General features: G+C 36.5%; 24 protein-coding genes and 1 riboswitch. Of the genes, 6 read left to right on the top strand and 18 right to left on the bottom strand.

The genetic code is table 11. From position 1 onward, the window contains the following. Positions 1-113: 113 nt before the first annotated feature. The gene (locus tag C245_RS0117805; RefSeq protein WP_017497967.1) at positions 114-1,265 is read right to left on the bottom strand and encodes a PAS domain-containing sensor histidine kinase; all 1,152 of its coding nucleotides are present in this window, start codon (positions 1,263-1,265) and stop codon (positions 114-116) included. A 160-nt stretch (positions 1,266-1,425) separates the two neighbouring features. On the opposite strand from C245_RS0117805, the gene C245_RS0117800 reads away from it, so the two are divergent. From C245_RS0117800 to C245_RS0117785, 4 genes are all read left to right on the top strand, one after another. Next, positions 1,426-2,301 carry a flavin reductase family protein gene (locus tag C245_RS0117800; RefSeq protein WP_017497966.1) on the top strand — a complete coding sequence of 292 codons (876 nt, stop codon included), beginning with the start codon at positions 1,426-1,428 and terminating at the stop codon, positions 2,299-2,301. A 31-nt stretch (positions 2,302-2,332) separates the two neighbouring features. Further along, positions 2,333-2,704 (top strand): DUF3127 domain-containing protein, encoded by a 372-nt coding sequence (locus tag C245_RS0117795; RefSeq protein WP_017497965.1) that lies wholly within the window; start codon positions 2,333-2,335, stop codon positions 2,702-2,704. A gap of 170 nt (positions 2,705-2,874) precedes the next feature. Then, positions 2,875-3,513 (top strand): leucyl/phenylalanyl-tRNA--protein transferase, encoded by a 639-nt coding sequence (aat, locus tag C245_RS0117790; RefSeq protein WP_017497964.1) that lies wholly within the window; start codon positions 2,875-2,877, stop codon positions 3,511-3,513. 1 nt (position 3,514) lies between these two features. Further along, positions 3,515-4,309 (top strand): MOSC domain-containing protein, encoded by a 795-nt coding sequence (locus tag C245_RS0117785; RefSeq protein ID WP_017497963.1) that lies wholly within the window; start codon positions 3,515-3,517, stop codon positions 4,307-4,309. Here C245_RS0117785 and C245_RS0117780 read toward each other — a convergent pair. The 11 genes from C245_RS0117780 to C245_RS0117730 form a co-directional block, all read right to left on the bottom strand. Next, entirely contained in the window at positions 4,306-5,016 is a 711-nt protein-coding gene (locus tag C245_RS0117780; protein WP_017497962.1) for a HesA/MoeB/ThiF family protein, read from the bottom strand. The two genes, C245_RS0117785 and C245_RS0117780, sit on opposite strands and share 4 nt — an antisense overlap. Positions 5,017-5,085: 69 nt before the next feature. Continuing rightward, positions 5,086-6,228, bottom strand: coding sequence for a 2-iminoacetate synthase ThiH (thiH, locus tag C245_RS0117775; protein ID WP_017497961.1), 1,143 nt, complete (start codon positions 6,226-6,228; stop codon positions 5,086-5,088). A 39-nt stretch (positions 6,229-6,267) separates the two neighbouring features. Continuing rightward, positions 6,268-6,645, bottom strand: a complete 378-nt coding sequence (locus C245_RS0117770) for a GxxExxY protein (protein WP_017497960.1) — start codon at positions 6,643-6,645, stop codon at positions 6,268-6,270. 147 nt (positions 6,646-6,792) lie between these two features. Then, positions 6,793-7,569, bottom strand: coding sequence for a thiazole synthase (locus C245_RS0117765; RefSeq protein ID WP_017497959.1), 777 nt, complete (start codon positions 7,567-7,569; stop codon positions 6,793-6,795). Next, positions 7,550-8,188, bottom strand: coding sequence for a thiamine phosphate synthase (locus C245_RS0117760; RefSeq protein WP_017497958.1), 639 nt, complete (start codon positions 8,186-8,188; stop codon positions 7,550-7,552). The genes C245_RS0117765 and C245_RS0117760 overlap by 20 nt, the downstream gene beginning before the upstream one ends. Then, positions 8,178-8,933: a hydroxymethylpyrimidine/phosphomethylpyrimidine kinase gene (locus C245_RS0117755; RefSeq protein WP_017497957.1), complete on the bottom strand. Its 756-nt coding sequence runs from the start codon at positions 8,931-8,933 to the stop codon at positions 8,178-8,180. The genes C245_RS0117760 and C245_RS0117755 overlap by 11 nt, the downstream gene beginning before the upstream one ends. Continuing rightward, positions 8,900-9,490 carry a thiamine phosphate synthase gene (locus tag C245_RS0117750; RefSeq protein ID WP_017497956.1) on the bottom strand — a complete coding sequence of 197 codons (591 nt, stop codon included), beginning with the start codon at positions 9,488-9,490 and terminating at the stop codon, positions 8,900-8,902. Before C245_RS0117750 ends, C245_RS0117755 begins: the two co-directional genes overlap by 34 nt. A 21-nt stretch (positions 9,491-9,511) precedes the next feature. After that, positions 9,512-11,335: a phosphomethylpyrimidine synthase ThiC gene (gene thiC / locus C245_RS0117745; RefSeq protein ID WP_017497955.1), complete on the bottom strand. Its 1,824-nt coding sequence runs from the start codon at positions 11,333-11,335 to the stop codon at positions 9,512-9,514. Positions 11,336-11,486: 151 nt separating this feature from the next. Continuing rightward, positions 11,487-11,693 (bottom strand): sulfur carrier protein ThiS, encoded by a 207-nt coding sequence (thiS, locus tag C245_RS0117740; RefSeq protein WP_017497954.1) that lies wholly within the window; start codon positions 11,691-11,693, stop codon positions 11,487-11,489. Positions 11,694-11,757: 64 nt separating this feature from the next. Then, a riboswitch (TPP riboswitch) is annotated at positions 11,758-11,854 on the bottom strand. A 97-nt stretch (positions 11,855-11,951) separates the two neighbouring features. After that, a complete protein-coding gene (locus C245_RS0117735) occupies positions 11,952-12,521 on the bottom strand; it encodes a DNA-3-methyladenine glycosylase I (protein WP_017497953.1) in 570 nt (189 codons plus the stop codon). Then, entirely contained in the window at positions 12,511-13,197 is a 687-nt protein-coding gene (locus C245_RS0117730; protein ID WP_017497952.1) for a queuosine precursor transporter, read from the bottom strand. The genes C245_RS0117735 and C245_RS0117730 overlap by 11 nt, the downstream gene beginning before the upstream one ends. Before the next feature lie 182 nt (positions 13,198-13,379). Here C245_RS0117730 and C245_RS0117725 point away from each other — a divergent pair, with 182 nt between their 5' ends. Continuing rightward, positions 13,380-15,479: a M3 family metallopeptidase gene (locus C245_RS0117725; RefSeq protein ID WP_232424380.1), complete on the top strand. Its 2,100-nt coding sequence runs from the start codon at positions 13,380-13,382 to the stop codon at positions 15,477-15,479. A 224-nt stretch (positions 15,480-15,703) separates the two neighbouring features. Here the strand turns inward: C245_RS0117725 and tsf are convergent, their stop codons facing one another. From tsf to C245_RS0117690, 6 genes are all read right to left on the bottom strand, one after another. Then, positions 15,704-16,666, bottom strand: a complete 963-nt coding sequence (gene tsf, locus C245_RS0117720) for a translation elongation factor Ts (protein ID WP_017497950.1) — start codon at positions 16,664-16,666, stop codon at positions 15,704-15,706. A 138-nt stretch (positions 16,667-16,804) separates the two neighbouring features. Then, the gene (rpsB, locus tag C245_RS0117710; RefSeq protein WP_017497948.1) at positions 16,805-17,572 is read right to left on the bottom strand and encodes a 30S ribosomal protein S2; all 768 of its coding nucleotides are present in this window, start codon (positions 17,570-17,572) and stop codon (positions 16,805-16,807) included. A 241-nt stretch (positions 17,573-17,813) separates the two neighbouring features. After that, positions 17,814-18,200 (bottom strand): 30S ribosomal protein S9, encoded by a 387-nt coding sequence (rpsI, locus tag C245_RS0117705; RefSeq protein ID WP_017497947.1) that lies wholly within the window; start codon positions 18,198-18,200, stop codon positions 17,814-17,816. Beyond that, complete coding sequence (gene rplM / locus C245_RS0117700; RefSeq protein WP_017497946.1) at positions 18,200-18,655, bottom strand: 50S ribosomal protein L13; 456 nt, start codon at positions 18,653-18,655, stop codon at positions 18,200-18,202. Before rplM ends, rpsI begins: the two co-directional genes overlap by 1 nt. Positions 18,656-18,850: 195 nt before the next feature. Further along, the gene (locus C245_RS0117695; protein WP_017497945.1) at positions 18,851-19,663 is read right to left on the bottom strand and encodes a ferritin-like domain-containing protein; all 813 of its coding nucleotides are present in this window, start codon (positions 19,661-19,663) and stop codon (positions 18,851-18,853) included. Positions 19,664-19,689: 26 nt separating this feature from the next. Beyond that, a complete protein-coding gene (locus C245_RS0117690; RefSeq protein WP_017497944.1) occupies positions 19,690-20,436 on the bottom strand; it encodes a ferritin-like domain-containing protein in 747 nt (248 codons plus the stop codon). Positions 20,437-20,620: 184 nt separating this feature from the next. Between C245_RS0117690 and C245_RS0117685 the strand changes: the two genes are divergently transcribed. Beyond that, on the top strand, positions 20,621-21,649 hold the full coding sequence (locus C245_RS0117685) for a LacI family DNA-binding transcriptional regulator (protein ID WP_017497943.1): 1,029 nt from the start codon (positions 20,621-20,623) through the stop codon (positions 21,647-21,649). The last annotated feature ends 5 nt before the right edge of the window (positions 21,650-21,654 follow it).

Below are 21,654 nucleotides of genomic sequence, written 5' to 3'. Positions count from 1 at the left end.
TCGAAATAAAAAGATAAAGTGTAGTAAAAGTAAATTTTGCTACACTTTTTTGTTTAATGAAATCAGTCGAATTTGTAAAACAACTATGTCAGACTGAGCGAAGTCGAAGTCTTTTACGGCACTTTTTTGTTTAATGAAATCTGAAAAGTAGTTCCTTTTCCAATTTCAGACTGTAGAACTTTTATCTTTCCGCCATGATATTCTTCAACGATCCTTTTGGTTAAAGAAAGTCCAAGTCCCCAGCCGCGTTTTTTGGTTGTAAAACCGGGTTCGAAAATAGTTTTGAACTGTTTTTTAGAAATTCCCGTTCCGGAGTCTTTTACATTAATTTTTACATGATGTGCATCTTCTTCAATTTGAAGGTCCAGCGTTCCTTTTCCTTTCATCGCATCAATAGCATTCTTTACTAAATTTTCAATAGTCCAGCTGTGCAGCGTGGGATTTATCATTGCCGATATACTTTGTTGAGGTGCCCGATAAGAGAAAGTAACCTGTTTCGAAAAACGCGATTGTAAATATTGGTAAGTATTCAAAGTTTCGGTAACAATATCTCTCTCCTCTAAAACAGGAACCGACCCAATTTTAGAAAAACGGTCTGTGATAGTCTGTAAACGTTCAATATCTTTTTCAATTTCAAAAGTTATAGACGAATCGATGTCTTCTGTTTTTAAAATCTCTACCCAGCCAATTAAGGAAGATAAAGGTGTTCCGATTTGATGTGCCGTTTCTTTTGCCATTCCTGCCCAGAGTTTATTTTGGGTAGCCATTTTGGTGCTTCTGTAAAAGTTATAAATCAAAGCCCCAAACAAAAAGATAATCAGCAATAAGGCGATGGGATAATATTTCAGTTTATTAATTAATGCCGAATTACCATAGTACAGTTCCTGATGTTTTCCGGGCGCATATTCAATAACGATGGGCTCATTCTCATTTTTCAGATTTTTGAGATAAGATAAGGTACTTTCGTTATTTTGCAGGACTTCTTCCGGAACATTCACAGAACTAATGACCTTGTCGTACATAGTAAGCATAACAGGAACCGAAGTATTGTTGTTGATGATTTCAAGCGGTAAATCTAAATCTGTATTTTCATCTGCATTGACCAGTGTCTTTTGTGCATTGGCCCAAAGATTCATCTTTAAGCGTTCTTCATTTTTAAAGATTTGGAAAAAAGTATAAGTGTTCCAGAGAATCAGGGAAATGATTAAAAAGGAAATGGTAATAATGATCCAACGGGTTGTATTTCTTCTCTCGGAAAAAGACATAACTATTTTTTTGTGGTATAAATATAACGAAATATACACATTTAATATTTTGCGTAACGATAAAGATTTTTTTGTTTTAAAGTCCGAAACTATTTCTTTGGATTAAACGATTTTTCTATTTTTGTAGCTACGGAAATGAGATTCCTTTAAAAAGAAAAATATGATTAGTATTGATCCAAAAGAAATACCAACGGCCAAATTGCAAGGCTATTTACAAAGTGCCGTGGGACCTAGGCCAATTGCATTTGCTAGTACAATTAGTGCTAAGGGAATACCCAATTTGTCCCCTTTTAGTTTCTTTAATGTGTTCAGTGCCAATCCGCCAATTTTGGTTTTTTCACCAGCACGACGTGTACGCGACAATACCATAAAACACACTTTAATTAACGCCGAAGAAACCCGTGAAGTAGTTATAAATGTTGTGAATTACGATTTGGTACAACAAACATCATTAGCCAGTACAGAATATGGAGATGGCGTAAATGAATTTATAAAGGCCGGATTGACACAAGTTCCGTCCGATTTTGTAAAGCCTTATCGTGTAAAAGAGTCTCCGGTACAGTTTGAATGTAAAGTCACTCAGATTATTCCGTTGGGAGATCAGGGAGGTGCAGGAAATCTGATTCTTTGTGAAGTGGTTAAGCTTCATATCAGCGAAGCTGTTTTAGATGAAAACGGAGCCATTGATCAGCATAAAATAGATCTGGTTTCAAGATTGGGCAGTAATTGGTATTCCCGATCGAATCAGGGGCTTTTTGAAGTGCCTAAACCCTTGACAACTCTTGGGGTAGGAGTAGATGTAATTCCTGATTTTATTAAAGAAAGTCCTGTTTTTGACGGGAATGATCTTGGAAAATTAGGGAACATTGAAGCCTTGCCTACCACAGAAGAAGTTAGTATATTTGTGAAAGAAAATTTTTCGGTAAAAGGAGTTTTAAGCTCGGACGATCTCGAAAAAGTACATTTGGAAGCCAAAAAATATCTCAATAAAGATGATATTTCATCAGCCTGGAAAGTACTTTTAGCAAAGCAATAAGAATAGAAACAATAATTAATATAGAAAGAAGATGGAAGTTACAGGTAAAGTAAAAGTGGTGAACCCAGAGCAACAAGTTAGTGCTGCATTCAAAAAAAGAGAGTTGGTTGTTACCACAGATGAGCAATATCCACAGCATATTTTGATCGAATTTACGCAAGATAAATGCGATTTATTAAGTAGCTACAAACAAGGTGAGGCAGTAAAAGTTTCTATCAATTTAAGAGGAAGAGAATGGGTTAATCCACAAGGAGAAACCAGATATTTCAATAGTATTCAAGGTTGGAGAATCGAAAGACTGGCACCGGAAGGTCCTGGACAAACGCCTCCAATGCCAGCTGCAGAAGCTTTTGCACCTGCAACTAATTTAAACGAAGACGAACCGGACGATTTACCGTTCTAAGAAAGTTTAAACTTCAAAAAATTAATTCCAAATTCCAATTCATAAAATGTGTAATTGGGATTTGGAATTTGTTTTTGTATGGAAATTTAGTGCAGTCGTTTGTCAACTCTGAAAGAGGAAAGGTTGAAATACAATCTTGGAATTTGGAATTTTATAATTGATTTTTTTAAATGTATTACGTATTTAACGATTTGTTCTTTCCACCCGTTTCAGAAGCCGATGAAGAAGGAATTCTTGCCATTGGCGGAGACTTAGATCCGGAAAGACTGAAATTGGCATATCAAAGCGGGATTTTTCCTTGGTTTAATGAAGGAGAGCCTATTCTTTGGTGGTCGCCGGATCCCAGAATGGTTTTGTTTTTAGAGGAATTGATTGTGTCAAAAAGCATGCGTAATGTTTTGAATAGGAAACAATTCACGGTTACTTTTAATAAAAATTTTAGAGAGGTGATTTCGAATTGTCAAAAAATAAAACGGGAAGGACAAGATGGAACCTGGATTTCAAACGAAATGATTGATGCTTATTGTAAGCTTAATGAGCAGGGAATCGCGAAATCTGTCGAGGTTTGGCAGGACGAGAATCTGGTTGGAGGTTTGTATGGGATCGATTTGGGCCATGTTTTTTGTGGTGAAAGTATGTTTTCGAAAGTATCGAATGCATCAAAAGTAGCTTTCATAGCTTTGGTAAATTATTTAAAAGAAGGGAACTACCAACTCCTGGATTGTCAGGTTTATAATTCGCATTTAGAGAGTTTAGGCTGTCGTGAGATTGATCGAGAAGCGTTTATATCTATTTTAAAAAAGGAATAAAATGAGTGCAGTTTATATTGTAAAAGAGCTTTATATCTATCCTGTAAAAAGTCTGGCCGGAGTAAGCTGTCAAAGCGCCTATGCAGAAGAAATGGGGTTTGAAAACGACCGCAGATGGATGCTTGTTGATACTGAAAACAAGATGCTGACACAAAGAGAATATCCTCTGATGAGTCAGTTTTATCCTCAGATTTCGAAAGGTAAAATCAGCATTACTTTTAAAGACCAAAATCATGATTTTTTAATCGAAGAACATTTGGGTCAGTCCATTGCCGTTAAAGTGTGGGAGGATGACAGTGATGTCGTTGAGGTCAATAAAAATACTTCGATCTGGTTTAGCGAACATTTGGGTTTCGAATGTAAACTAGTTAAAATTATTAGAAACGGAGATCGTAAACACGAAAGTTCAAAGCTAAAAGAAACCTTTAATGTAAGTTTGGCCGACGGTTATCCGTATTTAATGATCGGGACCGAAAGTTTGGATTATCTAAATGAAAAACTAGAAGACAAAATTACTGTTTTGCGCTTCCGTCCTAATATTGTAATCAGCAGCCAAAAGGCTCACGAAGAAGATGATTTTGTTACTTTTAAAATTGGAGAAGTTCGATTTAGAAATATAAAACCCTGCGGAAGATGTATTATGGTAAATAATGATCCGCAAAAAGGCATTGTAAAAAAAGAACCTTTGAAGACTTTAAGTAAATATCGAAATGTAAATAATTCTGTTTTATTCGGAACTAATATTGTAAGTCTGAATTCGGGACTTATCAGTGTTGGAGACGCGATTGTTTTTTAAAAGTTAAGTTTCATAAAGTTCCAGTTTATCGTATTAAAAAGTACTAACTCATTGTTTAAAGTTGGTAATTCCAGAATTATTTTGAGCGTTTCATGTGCCATCATCGTACCAATAATTCCGGGCAATGTTCCTAAAACACCATTGAGATTGCAATTCGGAACATCCTTCGGATCCGGCATCTCGGGAAATAAATCGCGTAAATTTTTACTGCCCTTATGGTTAAAAACGGCAATTTGTCCTTCAAACTTTAAGATACTACCGTAGACCAAAGTTTTTTGCAGCGCCACACAGGTATCGTTAACCAAATAGCGTGTTGTAAAATTATCCGAACCATCGACCACAATATCGTATTGCGTAATAACCTGTCTGGCATTTTCCGGAGTTAATTTTTCGACTATGGCTTCGACTTTTATTAATGGATTAAGTTCAGAAACAACTTCTTTTGCAACAACAGCTTTAAGTTTACCAAGTTCTTTTTCGGTATATAAAATTTGTCTGTGCAGATTGTGAATTTCGATAGTGTCAAAATCCATAATGCCAATGTAACCGACTCCCGCTGTGGCGATATATTGTAAAATGGGACACCCTAAACCTCCGGCACCAATTACTAAAACTCTTGCCTTTTTGAGTTTCTCCTGACCTTCGTCACCTATTTCGGGAAGAATGGTTTGTCTGTTGTAGCGTAAAAATTCCTGTATGATACTCATTGTAATTTAAGTCTTAAAGTTAGAAAGTCAAAAGTCAAAAGTCGAAAGTTAGAATTGAAGTAAAAGGATTTACTTTAAGACTTTAAGACTTTCCTCTTTATGACTATATATTTTGTCCCAGTCTTTCCAGACAGGTTCATAGCCTGAATTCGTTATAATTTGTGCAATTTCTTTGGCAGAACGTTCGTCGCTGATTTCGAATTGCTCCAGAGATTGCGGATCAACAACATAACCACCGGGATTGGTTTTAGAGCCCGCACTCATACTGGTCACACCGATAGGGATAATATTGTTTCTGAATTTTTCATTCTCACGTGTCGAGATTGAAATTTCCAAATCCTCATTCCATAAGCGATAGGCACAAATGAGTTGTGTCAGATCTTTATCGTCCATAATAAAATTTGGTTCAATAATGCCTTCTGCCGGGCGGAGTCTCGGAAAGGAAACAGAATATTTAGTCTGCCAATATTTTTTCTGAAGATAATCCAGGTGTAACGCATTAAAAAAGCTGTCGGTTCGCCAGTCTTCCAGCCCCAGTAAAACCCCCAATCCCATTTTATGAATTCCGGCTGTACCAATACGATCGGGAGTTTCCAATCTGTAATCGAAATTAGATTTTTTTCCTTTCGTATGATATTTTTTATATACTTCCTGATGGTAGGTCTCCTGATATACCAAAACGGAATAAACACCAGCCTGATGCAAACGTTCATAATCTTCGGTTGAAAGCGGCTGGACTTCCACAGAAATAATGGAGAATTCTTTTCGTATTAAAGCAATTGCATTTAGGAAGTAATTAATGTTTACGGTATAATTCGCTTCACCGGTCACCAATAAAACATGGTCAAAACCAATCTCTTTTAAAGCTTCTACTTCAATTTTTATCTCAGCATCAGAAAGGGTTTTTCGTTTGATTTTATTGTCTAAGCTAAATCCGCAATACGTGCAGATATTTTGGCATTCGTTGCTGAGATATAAAGGAGCATACATTTGTATGGTTTTGCCAAAACGTTTTTTGGTAATTTCATGGCATTTTTGTGCCATTTGCTCCAGATAATTTTGTGCAACAGGAGAAATCAAAGCTAAAAAATCATCAAGATTTCGTTTGGCTTTAAACAAAGAGTGTTCTACATCTTTTGATGTGGTTTGATATATTTTAGATTGAATAGTATTCCAATCATAATTCTCAAAAACCGATTTGAATGTTTTCATTGGATTGTGTTTTGTTTCACGCAGATTTTTGTGGATAGGTTAGATTTTGTTTACGACTCGATGTATGTTATCTAGGATATTTATACAATTAAAGTTGACCAATAGTCCCAGCTTTTTATCTGTTAATTTTAAATAAGTATTTAATTGTTTAAAGTGAATGGATTTTAATTCATCAACAGATTTTAATTCAACAATTACTTTGTTTTCAACCAATAAATCCAATCGAAAAGTGATATCTAATTCTACATTATCATATTTAACGGGTAGATTAATTTGTTTGATAGTATTTAGTCCATCCTTATTTAATTGATAATATAAAGCACTTTCGTAAACTGATTCCAACAATCCCGGACCTAGAGTGTTATATACTGTAAAAATAGCTCCTCGAACTCGATATGAAATTTCATTTTCTGACATAATAGTAGTTTTAGATCAAATTTAATGAAATTTCCTACTTTTTATAAAATATTTTCTCGCAGATTTGGCAGATTGAGCAGATTTATCTGAATTAAAATGGGACAAAAACAATCTGCTCAATCTGCCAAATCTGCGAGAGATTAAAAACTACTCATATAAAAAAGAGGTCAAAGGACTCGAAGCCACAGCATAATTCTGTTGAGGAGCAATTTTAGCTTCAAAGGCTTTTCGGCCCGCAATGACAGCCTCTTTAAAGGCTTCTGCCATTAGTTTTGGATTTCCTGCAACCGCAATTGCAGTATTAACTAAAACAGCATCTGCACCCATTTCCATTGCTTTTGCAGCATCAGACGGAGACCCAATTCCGGCATCGACGATTACGGGAACATTACTTTGTTCGATAATAATCTCTAAAAAATCAATCGTTTTTAGACCCTTATTGCTTCCAATCGGGGAACCTAGGGGCATAACAGCGGTTGTTCCGGCACTTTCAAGATGTTTGCATAAAACGGGATCGGCATGGATGTACGGCAGGATAAAAAAACCAAGTTTAGCGAGCTCCTCTGTCGCTTTTAAAGTTTCTATCGGATCGGGCATCAGATATTTCGGATCCGGATGAATTTCAAGTTTCAGCCAATTCGTTTCTAATGCTTCTCTCGCTAATTGTGCAGCGAAAACGGCCTCTTTGGCGTTTCGTGCTCCCGATGTATTGGGTAATAAATGAATGTTTGGATGATTTAAGTGCGTCAAAATAGCATCAGTTTCGGTTTCGAGATCGATACGTTTCAGTGCTACAGTGACCAACTCACTTTCTGATGCCAAAATAGCATTCTCCATTTCCAGATTCGAACCAAATTTTCCTGTTCCTAAAAATAGACGGGAGGTTAAGGTTTTATCTCCTATGTTAAACAATGACGTTTGCATATAACTTTTCGTTTAATTGTTGAATGAGTTTTTCTTTTTGATTACTTTCTGTAAGCATTCCGGAGATCGCAATTCCATGAATCCCGGTTTCCATTAAAGGAGCGACATCGTTCAGAGTGATTCCTCCAATGGCATAAACAGGAATCTCCAGTTTATTGCGTTTTAACTCTTGAATAATTCTAAAATAACCTGACAATCCCAGAATTGGACTTAGTTTTTCTTTGGTTGTTGTAAAACGAAAGGGACCCAGACCAATATAGTCGCAGCCGTTTTTGATATGATTTTCAATGTCTTCATAAGTGTTGGCTGTTGCTCCTATGATTTTGGTATTTCCAAGTATTGCCCTTGCTTCGTCAATTTTCATGTCCGATAGTCCGAGATGGACTCCGTCTGCAGCGATTTGCTGAGCGAGATATAGGTTGTCGTTTACAATAAAATTAGCGAGATACTCTTCACATAAAAATTTTACTGCTTCTGCCAGAGTAAAAGTGTCTTTTTCAGTTTGATTTTTAAAACGGAGCTGCACCCAATCGCATCCGGCATCTAAAGCCTCATGAATATTATACAGCTGTTCTTCTATTGTTTTTCCTTGCGAGATATATTGCAATTTATGATACATAATGATGTCCGATTAAGGTTGGAGTGGAATTCAGGTATTTTTCTATGTAGGTTTTCGCATTCCTGCAAGCTTCTTCCAAAGATTGATTCCGTGCAAGATTTGCAGCTATTGCAGCCGATAATACACAGCCTGAGCCATGTTTTGCGAAGCATTTTTTATCAGAGGGCAGAAGATCGATGATTTCGTCTTTCAGGAACAAACGATCAGTTCCGGTTGCTGAAGGATGATGCCCGCCTTTTAATAAAATGTTTGTTGGGATTTTATTCTGAAACTCAAGTTGATTGATAATAAAACCCGGAAACAATATTTCAATTTCGTTATAATTAGGCGTAATTAAATCAATTTTTGACAACGTATGATTTAATTCCAAACGATCTTCAATACTCATAAATTCAAATTGGGTAGACGATTTTAAAACCGGGTCCCAGACAATTAAAGTGTTTGGGGATATTCGTTTTATGGTCGAAAGAATTTGGTTCAGATAATTCAAAGACGGAACAATTCCAATTTTGACGGTACTGATCTTATAACGTTCAAAAAAGGTTTCAATAGAACGAATCACAAAACTCAAATCAGTCCATTGAATTTCAATAAATTGATCTTCCGTTTGAATGGTATTGGCGGTTAAAATGCCAAATCCAGTAACGTGATGCTGTTCAAATGTTTTGACATCTGCCAAAACACCGGCGCCACCCGAAGGATCAAAACCTGCTATTGAAAGTGCGATTGGACGATTTGCTGACATAATTTGAATTGTTTTATAGGGTTTTCATTTTTCCAAATACTTCCTAGAAGAGCCACATCATCAAAGCCATTTTCGAACGTTTTTTGGATGTTTTTAGCATCAATTCCTCCTAAAGCAATAACTTTAGTTTTGTGATTTGTTCTTGAGTTTAAAGCTTCAAACAGGTTTGTTTTTGGATGATAATTCTCTTTGGAAATACTTTTAAATACAGGACTTAAGAAAGCATAGTTGAATGCAGATGATAAGGAATTGAAATCTTCAATTGAATGGGTTGCTGTCGAATATGCCTTTTGATCTGAGTCAATTGAAAAATTATTTTTCCTTTCCCTTTCTGAAAAATGAATCTTAGTAATTCCAAAGTCTTCCGCCAAAACGTGATGACTGTGTAAGACTAAATGGCTTCGATATTCAGGTTTTATCTGCTGAATGAATCGAGCCATTTCAGTTTCAGAAAAATCAGGCTTCCGAATATGAAGTAAAGCCAATCCTTCTTCAAATAGAGTATGAACGATATGTGTTTCATTTTTAATTGGGGAAGGATTGGTAATTACGATCATATATTTTCTTCACTAACTACATTAAATATAAATCTCTTTCCCCTGTTCAATAAATTCTTCTGATTTCTCCTTCATGCCTTTTTCGGCCGCGGCTACATCACGAATTTCCTGAGAGATCTTCATGGAGCAGAATTTAGGGCCGCACATCGAACAAAAATGAGCGACTTTCGCACCATCGGCAGGAAGGGTTTCATCGTGAAACTCTCTGGCCGTATCCGGATCAAGGGCTAAATTGAACTGATCTTCCCAACGGAATTCAAAACGGGCTTTACTTAAAGCATTGTCGCGGTATTGTGCTCCCGGATGACCTTTGGCAAGATCGGCAGCATGTGCGGAGATTTTATAGGTGATTACACCGTCTTTCACATCTTTTTTGTTAGGTAAACCAAGATGTTCCTTTGGAGTAACATAACACAACATCGCACAGCCATACCAGCCAATCATCGCCGCTCCAATAGCCGAAGTTATGTGATCATAACCTGGTGCAATGTCCGTCGTTAGTGGGCCTAAAGTATAAAAAGGAGCTTCATGACAATGTTCCAGTTGTTTGTCCATATTTTCTTTAATCATGTGCATCGGAACGTGACCTGGACCTTCAATGAAAACCTGAACATCGTGTTTCCAGGCAATTTTTGTTAATTCTCCCAGAGTCTCTAGCTCTGCAAATTGCGCTGCATCGTTAGCATCTGCAATAGAACCCGGACGTAAACCATCCCCAAGAGAAAAAGCCACGTCATATTGTTTCATGATTTCGCAGATTTCCTCAAAATGAGTGTACAAAAAGTTTTCTTTATGATGAAACAAGCACCATTTGGCCATGATAGATCCGCCACGCGAAACAATTCCGGTAACGCGATCGGCAGTCAAATGAATATAACGTAACAGTACTCCGGCATGAATCGTAAAATAAGAAACGCCTTGCTCAGCCTGTTCAATTAAAGTGTCACGAAAAACTTCCCAGGTTAAATCTTCGGCAATTCCTTTTACTTTTTCTAAAGCCTGATAAATCGGAACCGTACCAATTGGAACAGGAGAGTTACGGATAATCCACTCTCGGGTTTCGTGAATGTTTTTACCTGTTGATAAATCCATAATCGTATCTGTACCCCAACGGCAAGCCCAGACTGCTTTTTCTACTTCTTCTTCAATACTCGAAGTCACGGCGCTATTGCCAATGTTAGCGTTTATCTTAACCAGAAAGTTGCGACCAACGATCATAGGCTCACTTTCAGGATGATTAATGTTGTTGGGGATAATGGCTCTTCCACAAGCTACTTCGCTGCGAACAAATTCGGGAGTGATTTTACTCTTTGGGGTATTGGCTCCAAAACTATGACCACCGTGCTGACATTGCATCGCTTTGGTTTGTTCGTTTAAAAGCTCTATTCGTTGGTTCTCACGAATAGCAATATATTCCATTTCAGGAGTGATAATGCCTTGTTTGGCGTAATATAATTGTGAAACATTAGCGCCCTTTTTAGCTCTTTTAGGCTGATGTAAATATTCAAATCGAAGATGATTTAAACTCTCATCGCGTAATCGGCTTTGTCCGTAATCGGAAGTGATTTCATTTAGAATTTCGACATCATTTCGGTCTAAAATCCATTGTTCTCTTAGTCTTGGAAGACCTTTTCTAATATCGATTTCAATATTAGGATCGGTATAGGGACCTGAGGTATCATAAACCGTTACGGGAGGATTTTTTTCAATTCCGCCATTTGAAAGTTTGGTGTCGCTAAGATGTATCTCGCGCATGGCCACTTTGATGGGGTGTATTTCTCCGTTGATGTAAACTTTTTTAGAATTAGGAAACGGGGTTCTGGAAATTTGTTCTTCTGTAGTCATAGCTTGTAGTTGTATTTTGTGAGATGTGAAATGTAAAATGTGAAAATGTGAAAATGTAAGATGTGAAATGTAATTGTCGATTGCAGAGGGGCACGGCAGTACGCCTACTTCTTGCTTGACAATTGGAATTTGGAATTAAAAAATTGGAATTTTAACCTCCCTGAGTAGCAGAAATAATTAGAATTTCGTCAGTTTCGGATACAAGTTGTTCGTTCCAGTTGGATTTTGGAACAACAGTATTGTTGAGAGCAACGGCAATTCCGTTTTGTTTGTTGGGAATTTCGAGATCGAGCAATGACTGAATGCTTAACGATTCAGCATCGAAATTTTTGATTTGTTGGTTGATTTTTAGTTCCATTCCTTTAAGTTTAGTATGTAGTTATACTTTAGGAATGGCTACAATCGCGCATAGAAATGCGCGCAGAAGTCATCTTACTTTTCCCTACGCTAGTGTGAGCTAGATCAGGTTCAGAGGGTAAAATCTCAGCCTACAAGTTGTAGACACCCCTAAAGTGTGAAGCAAATGTAATAAATTTTTATTGGAGAGCTGAAAAAAGTTTCAGGTTTCAAGTTTCACGTTTTTGGAAAATTGAAAATGGAGACTGAAAACTATAAACTATTTCTTTCTTGTCCAGCAGTCCTCAACATGATCATTGACCATACCGGTAGCCTGCATATGAGCGTAAATCACGGTTGATCCGACAAACTTGAAGCCTCTTTTTTTTAAATCTTTACTAATTTCGTCCGAAATTGGAGTAGTAGCAGGGACGTCTTTTAATGTTTTTGGATTGTTGTCGATCGGTTTTCCGTTGACAAATTTCCAAATATAGTCAGAGAAAGTGCCAAATTCTTCCTGTACTTTCAGGAATGCCTGCGCGTTTGAAACAGTAGCACGAATTTTAAGTTTGTTGCGAACAATTCCCGTATCCTGTAGCAAAGACTCTATTTTTTCTTCGGGATATTGGGCTATTTTTTTATAATCGAAATGATCAAAAGCGGCTCTGAAATTTTCTCTTTTATTTAAAATGGTAATCCAGCTTAAACCTGCCTGAAAAGTTTCCAGAATTAAAAATTCGAATATAGAAGGGTCATCATAAATGGCAACACCCCATTCTTCGTCGTGGTATTTTTTATATAAATCGCTGGAAGAACACCAGCCGCAGCGTACTAGATTTTTATTCTCCATTGTCTGTATGTTTGGATTTTTCGTGAGCAGGATCTTTGTCTAAGTATTTTTTAATCAAATGATGTCCTGCATAAATTGCCGGTGTCAGTAAAACAGCTACGGATAGTTTGAAAATGTAACCTGTTAATCCTGATGAAATAAAAGTGTCGAAATCAATTTTTCCGGGTAACCAAAAGGCAATTCCAAGTACAATAAAAGAATCGAACAATTGTGAGATTACAGTTGATCCTGTGGTTCTGAGCCATATTTTTCGCTCTCCGGTACGTCTTTTGAAAAACCAGAAGATCCAGACATCAATCAACTGAGAAGCCATGAAGGCAATTAAACTACCTACGATGATCCACATACTTTGTCCAAAAACCGCCTTAAATTGTTCGTCATTAACAGGACTGATTCCTTTGGCGGCGGGTATCACGATAGCCATAAATAAGATCAGAAAAGCATAAGCAATTAGACAGGCTGTTATAAAGGACAGTTTTTTGACTCCTTTTTCACCAAAATATTCATTGATTAAATCGGTTGTTAGAAAGACGATCGGCCAGGGTAAAATACCAATGCTCATGACAAATGGTCCAATCTGAATTAATTTTCCTCCAATAAGTTCGGCTACAACAGCATTGGTTATAAAGATGCCAGCCAGAATTACAAAAACAATTTCTCTACGGGTTTTAAACATGTGGTTCGGTTAATGATGTTTCAAATTTAAACTATTTCTCTATAACTTTTTAGCGGAATATTTAAATTAAAGGGTAGTTTTTAGAGGATTCCAAAGTTAAAATTTCCAAATGAATACTGATTTTTAGTTACATTTGGAACCATAACCTATTTTAAAATAAATCAACGATAATGAAAAAATTAATGACAATTTTTCTCATGGGAACAACCTTATTTGCGGCGAACGCACAGACCATTCCGGACAATCCGCTGGTTCAAAAATGGACAGGTCCTTATGGCGGTGTCCCTGCTTTTAATGAGTACAAGGTTTCACAGTTTAAACCGGCAATTGAATTTGCGATTCAGGAAAAACTAAACCAAATAGAGGCTATTGCTAACAATCCAAAAGCGCCTACTTTTGATAATACGATTGCCGCAATGGAGCGTTCAGGGGAAACAATGGATAGAATTTCTACTGTTTACGGAATTTACAGATCTAACTTGAGCAGTTCGGAATTTAGCGCTATTGACAGGGAAATGTCTCCTAAGTTCTCTGAGTTTAGTGATAAAATCAATCAGAATAAAAAGCTTTTTACAAGAGTTGAAACGCTTTATAATTCTAAAGAGAGTAAAAAACTAACCAAAGAACAGCAGCGTCTGATCTGGTTGTATTATACAAATTTTGTTCGTCAGGGAGCAAAGTTAAATGAAGCTGATAAAGAGAAAGTGGCAGCGATAAATAAAGAGCTGGCGTCACTTTTTACCCGTTTTAGCCAAAACTTATTGGCGGAAGAGCAAAATCAATATGTAGAATTGAAAACAGAAAGTGATTTTGACGGGCTGCCTGAAGAGGTTAAGAAAGCTGCTATTGCTGAGGCTAAAGACAGAAAGCTGAATGTTATGGGGTGTATTGCTAATACACGTTCATCAATTGAGCCTTTCCTGACTTTCTCGACACGTAGAGATTTAAGGGAAAAAGCATTTGATATTTTTGTAAAACGTGGTGATAATGGAAATGCGAATGATAACAATTCGACATTGGTTTCTATTTTAGAATTACGAACGAAAAAAGCTAAATTATTAGGTTTCCCTACTTTTGCTCATTGGAGTTTATCGAACAAAATGGCAAAGGATCCTCAGAAAACTTTAGATTTAATGCTTTCTGTATGGGAACCTGCAGTTGAAAAAGTGCGTGAAGATGTAGCTGAAATGCAAAAGATCGTAGATGCAGAAGGAGGTAAATTCAAAATTCAGCCTTGGGATTACCGTTATTATGCTGAAAAAGTTAGAAAAGCGAAGTACGATTTAGATCAGAATGAAGTTAAACCGTATTTACAATTAGAGAAATTAAGAGAAGGAATGTTTTGGGTAGCGGGCGAATTGTTTAATTTGAATTTTAAACAAATCACAAATGTGCCGGTTTATCATCCTGACGTTCGTGTTTGGGAAGTAAGTAACAAATTAACAGGTAAAACAGTTGGTTTATGGTATTTTGACCCTTATGCACGTGCAGGCAAACGTTCAGGAGCCTGGATGAATGCCTATCGCAATCAGGAGCGAATGGATGGAGAGGTGTTGACGATTGTGTCTAACAACTGTAACTTTGTAAAAGGAGCTCCAAACGAGCCTATTTTAATCTCCTGGGAAGATGCTTCAACTTTGTTTCATGAGTTTGGACACGCACTTCACGGATTGTGTTCAAATGTAACCTACCCAAGTTTAGCAGGAACTTCTGTAGCTCGTGATTATGTTGAGTTCCCATCTCAATTATTAGAGCATTGGTTAGCGACTCCGGAAGTATTAAACAAGTTTGCATTACATTACAAAACGGGTGAGCCATTACCAAAGGCTTTGGTTGATAGAATTGAAAGAGCGGCTAATTTCGGTGAAGGTTTTTCAACTGTAGAAACCATTTCGAGCTCTTTGATTGATATGAAGCTTCATTTGGCAACCACTACTATTGATCCTCATAAATTTGAAAAAGAGACTTTAGATGCACTTCATATGCCGTCAGAAATTGTAATGCGTCATAGAATTCCGCAATTTGGACATATCTTTTCAGGAGATGGTTATTCAGCAGGATATTACAGTTATTTATGGGCAGACGTGATCAATGCTGATGCCTGGGAAGCTTTTACAGAAGGAAAAGGGGCATATGACAAAGCAGTAGCAAAACGTCTTTACGAAAGTGTTTTTAGTGTTGGAAACACGATTGATCAAGAGAAAGCGTATGAAAACTTTAGAGGAAGAGCTCCGAAATCAGATGCTTTGATGAGAGCCAGAAATTTTCCGATCAAGAAGTAAATAGTTAGATGTAAGATGTAAAATGTGAGATGGAATTAGAGGAAAACTTGATACTTACGAAATAATCGAGTTGCTCTGAAGATGAAATAGATTCGAGGTACTATCCTTAAAAGTTACGATTCTAACTTCTTCACATTTTACATCTGACATTTCCACAAATAGACATTACATAAAAAAGCCCGAATAAATTAATATTCGGGCTTTTTAAATATTGAAATAATATATTAACCTAAAGTAACTCTTTTGAAACCTGTGATCTCAACGTTGAATCCTTTAACGTAATCACCAACTTTTTTACTGTCATCTTTGATGAAGTTTTGATCTAGTAATGCTTTTTCCTGATCTAAAGTAGTGTTGTCAGAAATGAAACGTTGAATTTTTCCAGGAATAATTTTATCCCAAATTTGTTCTGGTTTACCTTCAGCTTTTAATTCAGCTTTAGCATCTTCTTCTGCTTGTTTGATAACTTCTTCAGTTAATTGAGAGAAAGAGATGTATTTAGGAACATTTTTTAAAGTTTTTCCTAAACGTTTTGCTTCTTCATTATCTTTTTCGATTACAGCAATACGAGCAGCAAGTTCAGATTCAACGAAAGCAGGATCAAAATCTTTGTAAGATAATGTGTCAGCTCCCATAGAGGCAACTTGCATAGATACGTCTTTTGTTAAAGTCTCAGCGTTAGCGATTGGAGCAGAAATAGCTGTTAAAGCAGCAATTTTGTTAACGTGAACATAAGATCCAACGAAAGCACCTTCTAAGATTTCAAAACCACCGATTTCGATTTTCTCACCGATAACACCAGTTTGCTCAATTAATTTTTCAGCAACAGTAATTCCATTGAAATCTGAAGCTAAAAATTCTTCTTTAGAAGAGAAGTTGATCGCTTTTTCAACTAAATCTTTAGCTAAAGTTACGAAAGCTTCATTTTTACCTACGAAGTCAGTTTCACAGTTTAAAGTGATGATAGCTCCTTTAGTGTTGTCTGCATTGATAAAAGAAACAGCAGCTCCTTCAGAAGACTCACGGTCAGAACGGTTAGCAGCAACTTTTTGTCCTTTTTCTCTAAGGATTTGTATAGCTTTATCGAAATCTCCTTCAGCTTCAACTAAAGCTTTTTTACAGTCCATCATTCCGGCACCTGTAGATTGTCTTAATTTATTTACGTCTGCAGCAGTAATTGTTGCCATAATATTTTGAATTTTAATGTTAAAAGTAAAAATTCCATCTTCTAAATCCCAAACTCCAATTTTATTAAATTATCAACATAACGTTTTTAATTTTGTATTTGGAATTTGGAATTTAAAATTTGGAATTTAAAATTTGATTTATTCTTCAGTTGCAGGAGCAGCCTCAGCCTCAGCAGCAGGAGCAGCTTCTTCAGCTACTTCAACTTCTTTTTCGGAACCTCTGTCAGAAAGACCTTCGATTACTGCAGTAGTCACTAAAGATAAAATTTTGTCAATTGATTTAGAAGCATCATCATTTGCTGGAATTACGTAATCAACCTCTCTTGGGTCAGAATTCGTATCAACCATTGCGAAAACTGGAATGTTTAATTTTTGTGCTTCTTTTATTGCGATATGTTCAGCTTTGATATCTACTACGAACAATGCTGCAGGTAGTCTAGACATATCAGCGATTGAACCTAAGTTTTTCTCTAATTTAGCACGTAAACGATCAACTTGCAAACGCTCTTTTTTAGATAACGTCATGAAAGTACCATCTTTCTTCATTTTATCGATAGAAGACATTTTTTTAACTGCCTTTCTGATAGTTACGAAGTTAGTTAGCATTCCACCTGGCCATCTTTCAGTGATGTAAGGCATGTTTGCAGCTTTTGCTTTATCAGCAACGATGTCTTTTGCTTGTTTTTTGGTAGCTACGAATAAGATTTTTCTACCTGATGCAGCGATTTTTTTCAAAGCTTCGTTAGCTTCTTCAATTTTAGCTGCAGTTTTATATAGATTGATAATGTGAATACCATTACGCTCCATATAAATGTAAGGAGCCATGTTTGGATCCCATTTTCTAGTCATGTGTCCGAAGTGAACACCTGCTTCTAGTAATTCTTTTACTTCTATTTTGTTTGCCATTTTTGTACTAGTTTACGTTCTGTTGATTAGCAATGTGTCTTTTTGGATTTTAGATTTTAGATTTTAGATTTTTAGATTTTTCAATCTTTTAATCTTTTTAATCTTTCAATCTTTATAATCGCTTAACCCATTTAGATGCTAAACTATTTCCTACCTCGATAGGAGAGCAACAACAACTGTGTTTTTTAATTTCAATAAATAATTGATAGTGTCCTGTACCAAATGTACAAGACAGGTAATATTAACGTTTAGAGAATTGGAATCTCTTACGAGCTTTCTTCTGACCGAATTTCTTACGTTCAACCATTCTTGGATCTCTTGTTAATAAACCTTCTGGTTTCAAGATAGCTCTGTTTTCGATGTTCACTTCACACATTACACGTGCTAATGCCATTCTTACAGCTTCTGCCTGACCAGTTGAACCACCTCCGTAAACGTTTACTTTTACATCAAAGTTACTAGCATTTTCTGTCATAGATAATGGTTGTAAAACTTTGTATTGTAAAGTTGCAGTTGGAAAGTAAGTTGCGAATTCTTTTTTGTTTACAGTGATTTTTCCTGTTCCTTCAGAAACATATACACGTGCAACAGCGGTTTTTCTTCTACCGATTTTGTGAATAACTCCCATTACTTAAGATCGTTTAGGTTAACAGTTCTAGGTTTTTGAGCTCCGTGAGTATGCTCAGCACCTACAACAACATTTAGATTTCTAAAAAGTTCAGCTCCTAATTTGTTTTTAGGTAACATTCCTTTTACAGCTTTTTCTACTAATAATGCAGGATTCTTAGATTGCAATACTTTAGCAGTTAAAGTTCTTTGTCCTCCTGGGTAACCTGTATGACGCATGTAAATTTTGTCATTCATTTTTGTACCTGTAAGGTTAATTTTTTCTGAGTTGATAACAATTACGTTATCTCCACAGTCAACGTGCGGTGTGTAACTTGGTTTGTACTTACCTCTTAAGATCATTGCAACCTTTGAAGCAAGACGTCCTAAGTTATGACCTTCAGCGTCAACAACAATCCACTCTTTAGTTACAGTGGCTTTGTTAGCTGAAACCGTTTTGTAGCTTAATGCGTCCATAATATTATTTTAATTAAACATTCCATCCCCAATAAAGGGGATGCAAAAGTACAATTAATTATTTTAAAACCAAATACCTGAAAAGAATATTTTATCTGCTGAAAATCAGGACATCAGTTTTCGATTTTAAACCATAAAAAAAAACCACCTTCACAAGTAGTGTAAAGATGGTTCAATATTTAGAATTGTTTTGTACTAAACAATAAATATATTTGCAATATCAACGACCTGTTGTGTGGTAAGCGGCTCATCATAAGCTTCTGATCCTGCAGCAGCTCCAAAAGCAGCTGCGGTGTTGAATCCTGCCTGTACAGTAACGCCTTCGCCATCATAGACAGCTTGTGTTGCGGCGGGCATTCCTGCACCTCTCTCACTGTTAGAAATCCATCCTTTTAATCCTCTTAAGCGTCGTACTTCAGAAGCATGACGGGCTTCTACTGAGTGAATTTGTAATGCGGCAGTTAATAAATCCGGTGTAGTGATTAAATTTGCTGCCTGACCTTTGTAGGCTCTAACGCCTGTATCTTCAAAGGCTTGTGCTAATGCTAAAAAGGTTGGGTAGTCATGAAACGGGTCAAAAGCTCCTCCCACGGTAAAGTCAAAAGTAGGTTTAGCAACAAAGTTTGCACTTGCTGGTCCGCCCAGTCCTGCAATCAAAAACTTAACGTGATCAGACTCGTGGGCTGCTATTTGTTCAAAAACTTTTCGATCTCTTCCTCCATTTTCTGATGCCGGAATTACACCAGAATCTAATGCCATAGCATAAAATTCGTTTTCCAGATATTCTAAAGTTAAGGCAAATTGTAGCGCTCCAATCGGAGTTGCAGGAGTTGCGGTAATGTCTTTTGCTAATGCTTTATTGGCCATTGCAGATAATCCGAAAGGGATTGATGCGTAGGCTAATGTTTTTCCAATACTTCCAAACTGATTAAAACTGTCTCTTCTTGAACCAGTGCTTCTCATCAAGCTATCATCAGTAAACGTTTCTATAAATTTTAAAATATTCATAATTTCTATGTTTTAGCTTGTTAAGATTAAGGTAAGTATTTGGCTGTGAATTTTGTAGTAATGAAGCCTCCTGCAATTGGTAGAATTTTTGAAGGGTCCTGAGCAACATCCAAACCGGTGCTTGCGTTTACAATATCATCGCCGGCAAAATCCTTAGAGTTAGGATTGATTAAGCTTCTGATAGCTGAGGCGTGTCTGGCTTCTACCGAAACAATTTTTCCGGCTAAAAGTAAATAATCAGCACTTTTAATTAGTTTTCCTGCTCCATTATAAGCAGCAACTCCTGTATCTTCAAGAGCTTTTGCTGTAGCAAGAACCTCAGTACGGCTGTTGAAATTTAAAGAACCATAATTAAAAGCCAAGGAGGGAAGCAGTTGTGAACTTGGGTCAGGAAGCGCTCCGGTTAAAGCGGCCTTGAAAAAATCCCTGTGAATAACTTCATGATGATACAAATCCGTTAATACCTGACGTTCGATAGGATTAAAAGTGACATTAAAGCTTGTTGAATTTACGACTTTAGTATAAAAATCGGCTTCCAGCTGTTCCAGAGCATACGCATAGGTCAGTACTCCAAAATCACCGGATCCTAAATCAAAAACTCCATTTCTGATTCCGGGCAGCGTAGTGTCCTCCATATCATCGTCATTGTCATTATCGCTGCACCCAGCCATAAGAAGGCCTGCGCCAACTAATGTAAGGCCGCTGAGCTTAAGAAAGCTCCTTCTGTTGTTCAATGAAGGGTCAACTTCATGAATTTTAACTTCGTTTTTCATAATCAAGGATTTTAAAAGGTTAAAAGCATGTATTCAGGTATTAACGAAATTTTAAGGCTTGCGGTTTTGAAAAAGAAGTTAATTTTAAAAAACACTCTGAAATTTTAAATAGGATAACGTGTTTTTTGTTTTATTTTAGGTAATTCTACTATATTTGTATTAATTACATAAAATTTATTTTTAAATGAAAGCTAAAGCAACTCTAAAGCAAATTGCGAAGGAACTCGGTGTTTCTGTATCGACTGTTTCTAAGGCATTAAATGATAGCCCGGAGATCAGTGAGCAAACAAAGGTGAAGATTAAGGAGTATGCCAAACTCAAAAATTATAAACCGAATGTTATTGGTTTGAATTTAAAGAATCGTAAAACCAAAACAATAGGTGTAATTATACCTAATATACTTAACTCCTTTTTTGCAAAGGTTTTTAGTGGTATCGAAAAAGTAGCCGATAAAAAAGGATATAATGTAATTACTTGTATTTCGAACGAATCTCTGGAAAAAGAAGTTCATACGCTTGAAATGTTGAGCAACGGAACGATTGACGGATTTATATTGTCAGTATCTGAAGAAGCGCAAAAATTAGAAGATTATGGTCACTTTTCGGCGATCATCGCTGATGGAACACCAATTGTGATGTTTGACAGAATCGCTGACGGAGTAGAATGTGACAAAGTAATAGTTGACGATTTTGATTCTGCTTTAAATTCAACACAGCATTTAATTGATTTAGGATGTAAAAATATTGCTTTGATTTCATCAGTAGATAATTTGAGTGTTGGAAAATTAAGAGCCGACGGTTACTTAAAAGCATTAGCAGACAATAATATTCCGGTAAACGAAAATATAATTCTTCGTACCGATTCTGAAGAAGATATGAAAGCTAAAATTGACGCCATTTTCGAACATAAAATTGATGCGATTTTTGCTTTGGATGAAAATGATTCAGTGGCCGCTTTACGCGTAAGTCTGAAAAAAGGATATAAGGTTCCCGAAGATATTTCAATTATAGGTTTTGCCGATGGAATTTTAGCTTCAAGACGTTTGTCGCCAAGTTTAACAACAGTAAGCCAGCATGGAGTAGAAATAGGCGAGGTCGCAGCCAGACAATTAATCAAGCGTTTAGAGGAGGAATCTGAAGAAGAAACATCAGATTATGAAACAATCGTCATCAAAACGAAACTGAAAGAACGAGAGTCAACAAGAAAGAAATAAGCAAT

It is taken from the genome of Flavobacterium sp. WG21 (genome assembly GCF_000335775.1).
GTDB lineage: Bacteria > Bacteroidota > Bacteroidia > Flavobacteriales > Flavobacteriaceae > Flavobacterium > Flavobacterium tructae.
The sequence above is the reverse complement of the archived record's forward strand: the minus strand, read 5'-3'. Positions and strand labels throughout refer to the sequence as shown.

What these genes read in the sequence shown, in the direction of transcription:
- C245_RS0117805 (WP_017497967.1), bottom strand. Translation starts at nt 1,265, where the DNA reads ATGTCTTTTTCCGAGAGAAGAAATACAACCCGTTGGATCATTATTACC.
- C245_RS0117800 (WP_017497966.1), top strand. Translation starts at nt 1,426, where the DNA reads ATGATTAGTATTGATCCAAAAGAAATACCAACGGCCAAATTGCAAGGC.
- C245_RS0117795 (WP_017497965.1), top strand. Translation starts at nt 2,333, where the DNA reads ATGGAAGTTACAGGTAAAGTAAAAGTGGTGAACCCAGAGCAACAAGTT.
- aat (WP_017497964.1), top strand. Translation starts at nt 2,875, where the DNA reads ATGTATTACGTATTTAACGATTTGTTCTTTCCACCCGTTTCAGAAGCC.
- C245_RS0117785 (WP_017497963.1), top strand. Translation starts at nt 3,515, where the DNA reads ATGAGTGCAGTTTATATTGTAAAAGAGCTTTATATCTATCCTGTAAAA.
- C245_RS0117780 (WP_017497962.1), bottom strand. Translation starts at nt 5,016, where the DNA reads ATGAGTATCATACAGGAATTTTTACGCTACAACAGACAAACCATTCTT.
- thiH (WP_017497961.1), bottom strand. Translation starts at nt 6,228, where the DNA reads ATGAAAACATTCAAATCGGTTTTTGAGAATTATGATTGGAATACTATT.
- C245_RS0117770 (WP_017497960.1), bottom strand. Translation starts at nt 6,645, where the DNA reads ATGTCAGAAAATGAAATTTCATATCGAGTTCGAGGAGCTATTTTTACA.
- C245_RS0117765 (WP_017497959.1), bottom strand. Translation starts at nt 7,569, where the DNA reads ATGCAAACGTCATTGTTTAACATAGGAGATAAAACCTTAACCTCCCGT.
- C245_RS0117760 (WP_017497958.1), bottom strand. Translation starts at nt 8,188, where the DNA reads ATGTATCATAAATTGCAATATATCTCGCAAGGAAAAACAATAGAAGAA.
- C245_RS0117755 (WP_017497957.1), bottom strand. Translation starts at nt 8,933, where the DNA reads ATGTCAGCAAATCGTCCAATCGCACTTTCAATAGCAGGTTTTGATCCT.
- C245_RS0117750 (WP_017497956.1), bottom strand. Translation starts at nt 9,490, where the DNA reads ATGATCGTAATTACCAATCCTTCCCCAATTAAAAATGAAACACATATC.
- thiC (WP_017497955.1), bottom strand. Translation starts at nt 11,335, where the DNA reads ATGACTACAGAAGAACAAATTTCCAGAACCCCGTTTCCTAATTCTAAA.
- thiS (WP_017497954.1), bottom strand. Translation starts at nt 11,693, where the DNA reads ATGGAACTAAAAATCAACCAACAAATCAAAAATTTCGATGCTGAATCG.
- C245_RS0117735 (WP_017497953.1), bottom strand. Translation starts at nt 12,521, where the DNA reads ATGGAGAATAAAAATCTAGTACGCTGCGGCTGGTGTTCTTCCAGCGAT.
- C245_RS0117730 (WP_017497952.1), bottom strand. Translation starts at nt 13,197, where the DNA reads ATGTTTAAAACCCGTAGAGAAATTGTTTTTGTAATTCTGGCTGGCATC.
- C245_RS0117725 (WP_232424380.1), top strand. Translation starts at nt 13,380, where the DNA reads ATGACAATTTTTCTCATGGGAACAACCTTATTTGCGGCGAACGCACAG.
- tsf (WP_017497950.1), bottom strand. Translation starts at nt 16,666, where the DNA reads ATGGCAACAATTACTGCTGCAGACGTAAATAAATTAAGACAATCTACA.
- rpsB (WP_017497948.1), bottom strand. Translation starts at nt 17,572, where the DNA reads ATGGCAAACAAAATAGAAGTAAAAGAATTACTAGAAGCAGGTGTTCAC.
- rpsI (WP_017497947.1), bottom strand. Translation starts at nt 18,200, where the DNA reads ATGGGAGTTATTCACAAAATCGGTAGAAGAAAAACCGCTGTTGCACGT.
- rplM (WP_017497946.1), bottom strand. Translation starts at nt 18,655, where the DNA reads ATGGACGCATTAAGCTACAAAACGGTTTCAGCTAACAAAGCCACTGTA.
- C245_RS0117695 (WP_017497945.1), bottom strand. Translation starts at nt 19,663, where the DNA reads ATGAATATTTTAAAATTTATAGAAACGTTTACTGATGATAGCTTGATG.
- C245_RS0117690 (WP_017497944.1), bottom strand. Translation starts at nt 20,436, where the DNA reads ATGAAAAACGAAGTTAAAATTCATGAAGTTGACCCTTCATTGAACAAC.
- C245_RS0117685 (WP_017497943.1), top strand. Translation starts at nt 20,621, where the DNA reads ATGAAAGCTAAAGCAACTCTAAAGCAAATTGCGAAGGAACTCGGTGTT.